General features: G+C 62.3%; 3 protein-coding genes. 2 read left to right on the forward strand and 1 reads right to left on the reverse strand.

Annotation, left to right across the window (positions count from 1 at the left end):
* Nucleotides 1–725 precede the first annotated feature (725 nt).
* Nucleotides 726–1,340, forward strand: a complete 615-nt coding sequence (locus tag ABSG20_RS33925; RefSeq protein ID WP_423868803.1) for a hypothetical protein — start codon at nt 726–728, stop codon at nt 1,338–1,340.
* Nucleotides 1,340–1,738: a hypothetical protein gene (locus tag ABSG20_RS33930; protein WP_423868804.1), complete on the forward strand. Its 399-nt coding sequence runs from the start codon at nt 1,340–1,342 to the stop codon at nt 1,736–1,738. The genes ABSG20_RS33925 and ABSG20_RS33930 overlap by 1 nt, the downstream gene beginning before the upstream one ends.
* Here the strand turns inward: ABSG20_RS33930 and ABSG20_RS33935 are convergent.
* Complete coding sequence (locus ABSG20_RS33935) at nt 1,654–2,247, reverse strand: RNA 2'-phosphotransferase (protein ID WP_423868805.1); 594 nt, start codon at nt 2,245–2,247, stop codon at nt 1,654–1,656. The genes ABSG20_RS33930 and ABSG20_RS33935 overlap by 85 nt on opposite strands.
* Nucleotides 2,248–2,829 lie beyond the last annotated feature (582 nt).

Genomic DNA, 2,829 nt, shown 5'->3' on the forward strand with positions numbered 1-2,829 from the left:
TCGATGAGGACCGTGCCGGCGAGGCGAGACGCTAGCGCCATGTCCGACGTAGAGTTGAAGAACGCCTGGTATAACCCCTGGGCGCCACCGATCTTTCCGGCGCCGCCGCCCGCGCCGCTGCCACAGCTTGGCTACCCGTGGTGGCTTTCGTCCCCGATCTTTCCGACCATCAACGACAAGGCCGCGCAAGCTCCGACGCCGCCGGCGACGCAATCACCGCCGCTGTCGCCAGGCAATCCATGGGGCAGCGCGCCGCCGATCTTCCCGCCGGCAAACGATGTGACCCAGGCAGCGCCGCCGCAACAGGCAAGTCCGCTCGGTTGGCAGTCGCCTGTTCCGTTCGCGCCAGCGCAGCAACCGGCGACGCCCGCTCCAGGGATCTCGAACGGTCCAAACCAGAATAGCGGTCCGCCTCCAGGGGATCGGCCATTCGATCCCAGCACAAACAGTCCGCAGCCGGGACGCATGTTCAACGACATCGTGCGCTCGACGGCGACGGGCGTTCCGATTGTCGGCGGGCTGCTCAACAAGATCGATGCCGCGACCAACGCCGCGCTCGCCCCTGTGCTCAATCCTTTGTTTGAGCCGAAAGACCAACTGTCCGAGCCGACCTTTGGCGAGCGTTACGCCCGTGCGTTGCGCGACCAGCAAGGCGCCGACCAGCGCTTTTCGACCGAGCATCCGGTTGTCGACACCGCGGCCAAACTGACCGCGGCATCGCCTCCATGGCGCCCGCGATGGCGGCGGCACCCTGGACCTTCAGCGTCGGCGCCACGCTTCCCGGCATGGTGGGACGCTCCACCACTGCCGGTGCCACGCTCGGGGGCGCCGATGCCGCCGCGCGCGGCCAAGACATCGCGCGCGGAGCCTTATATGGCGGCATTTTCGGAGCGGCTCTGCCGGCGACTGGCCGCGCGGTCGGGGCACTCGTTTCGCCGGCCAGAACGACCGCGGCCGCCAATGCCATCGCCGATTCGGCGCACACATCGGCGGGGGGTGGCGTGGCGGCAGACGCGAAGTTTGCACAGAAGACCTACAACCCCATGTTCCACCCCAAAGGCAAGTTCGCGAGCATGAGCGTTGACAACGTGGCTGCGGACCTCAAGTCTGGTACGATCAATCCGGCGGATGTCGAGATCAACTATATCGTGCGGAACGGCCAGACGATCATCTTGAATACGCGGTCGGCCCAATCGCTCGAAGCGGCGGGTATCCCGCGTTCACTCTGGAACGGGGTCAATCGGACCGGTAATCAGTTGTTTGAAGACCTGCTCAATGGGCAGATCGGTCGTAACCGTGGTGCCCCATTCGATACTGTCCGCCGTTCAGGTGCTCAATGATGCAAAAGATCAAGGTTCTACAGCTGCCATTACCATCGTCGGCAATCATTCGTGGCCCGAATTTGCGCACTGACGGCGGGGATTTGCGGCTGTCGATGGATTTTGATGACGACGGCCAGAGGCTATCGACCAGTCTTCGGTTCGTGAAGGATCGTGCGTTCCGACAGCGCGGAGAAGTGTACTGCACCGCTTGGCATGTCGCCGACACCTTTGACACGGTGTGCGAAGTGCAACCGTCCGACTGGGTGAAGGAGCTGCGACTCGCATCAGTGCTGACGGCGCGGGATCAATGGGTCATGCGCCACTTCATTATCTACGTCGATAATTTCGGCTGCCTTGAGGTCGTCGCGGAGTCTGTCATGATCGAAGATGGCGCCAGGAATTCCGGCGGCACATGATCGGTCAACCACACCCCGTTGTCTGCGCGATAGAACTGGAAGCCCTTGCTATGCATGGCAAGGGCATTGACCTGGAAGATGTAAGGCTTGCCATGTCGCCGGCCGACCTGCCGCGCTGTCGTTTCGTCGAGGGACAGATGCACGTGCTGGCGTGCCCCCGGCTTCAACCCATCCGACAGGATCAATCCGACGAACCGCGTTGCGGTGCCGTGGAACAGCACCGGCGGTGGCTCTCGTGGCAACAAGCCAAGCTCTACCGATAGTGAGTGTCCCTGCGCGGCGCGAATGCATAGCCCGTCGCTTGAAATCGAAAACCGTTTCTTATCGCTGGCCGCGGCCACACGCAGCAGGTCTTCGCGGTCGAACTGCACCCCGGAAGCATTGCCCTTTTCGATCAGTTCGCTCATGCTGGCCCAACCTTGCGGATCCAGTACGAGGCCGATGGCATCAGGCTGGTGGCGCAGAACGAAGCTCAGGAATTTGCTTAGCCGAACGGGATCGATCGCCATCTCCACCTTCTTGCTCTGGTCTGATAGATTGATTCCGAACAGCAGGTCAGACGCAAGTTACCGGTTCAGTGAGCGTGGTTCAACCGGCCAGTATGGCGCACCAACCATGCAGCTCGTATCCTGATTCGCCACCATGATCGCCGAGATGGCGGGTTGCGCTTTCCGTCTGCGCGTCGCAGAACATTTGACACCGTGCAAGCTAACATCCTTCGAGACGCAGGCCTTCGCCCTCCGGGCAAGGCTTTCTCCTCAGGATGAGGACCGAGAGCATGGAAATGATAGGTTTCATGGAATCGCTCCTCTAAGATGCGTAGAGCGACGCGATACCTACCCGTTTCGACCAGCAGATGATGGGTTTCGCAAAGGGCTCAACCCATCCTACGCGCTTGAAATGGTGGGTACGCCATCGGTGCCGCGCCTTCGCGCGTCCCGCCGGCTTTGCCCACGCTGAGATTTTCCACGCCGCGGGCCCTCCCGGATCTCGCGGCGCCTGACATCGGGCCGCGCCTTTGCGCCGAGCGGTTGGCGGGTCCCCGCCGCGTCGCTGGATTCATTAGTCGACCACCATTCCTGTTCAGGGAG

Source organism: Bradyrhizobium sp., from assembly GCF_049512235.1.
Lineage (GTDB): Bacteria > Pseudomonadota > Alphaproteobacteria > Rhizobiales > Xanthobacteraceae > Bradyrhizobium.

Bases quoted from the DNA above. Each gene is read 5' to 3' on its own strand.
- ABSG20_RS33925 (WP_423868803.1), top strand. From the start codon at position 726: ATGGCGCCCGCGATGGCGGCGGCACCCTGGACCTTCAGCGTCGGCGCC.
- ABSG20_RS33930 (WP_423868804.1), top strand. From the start codon at position 1,340: ATGCAAAAGATCAAGGTTCTACAGCTGCCATTACCATCGTCGGCAATC.
- ABSG20_RS33935 (WP_423868805.1), bottom strand. From the start codon at position 2,247: ATGGCGATCGATCCCGTTCGGCTAAGCAAATTCCTGAGCTTCGTTCTG.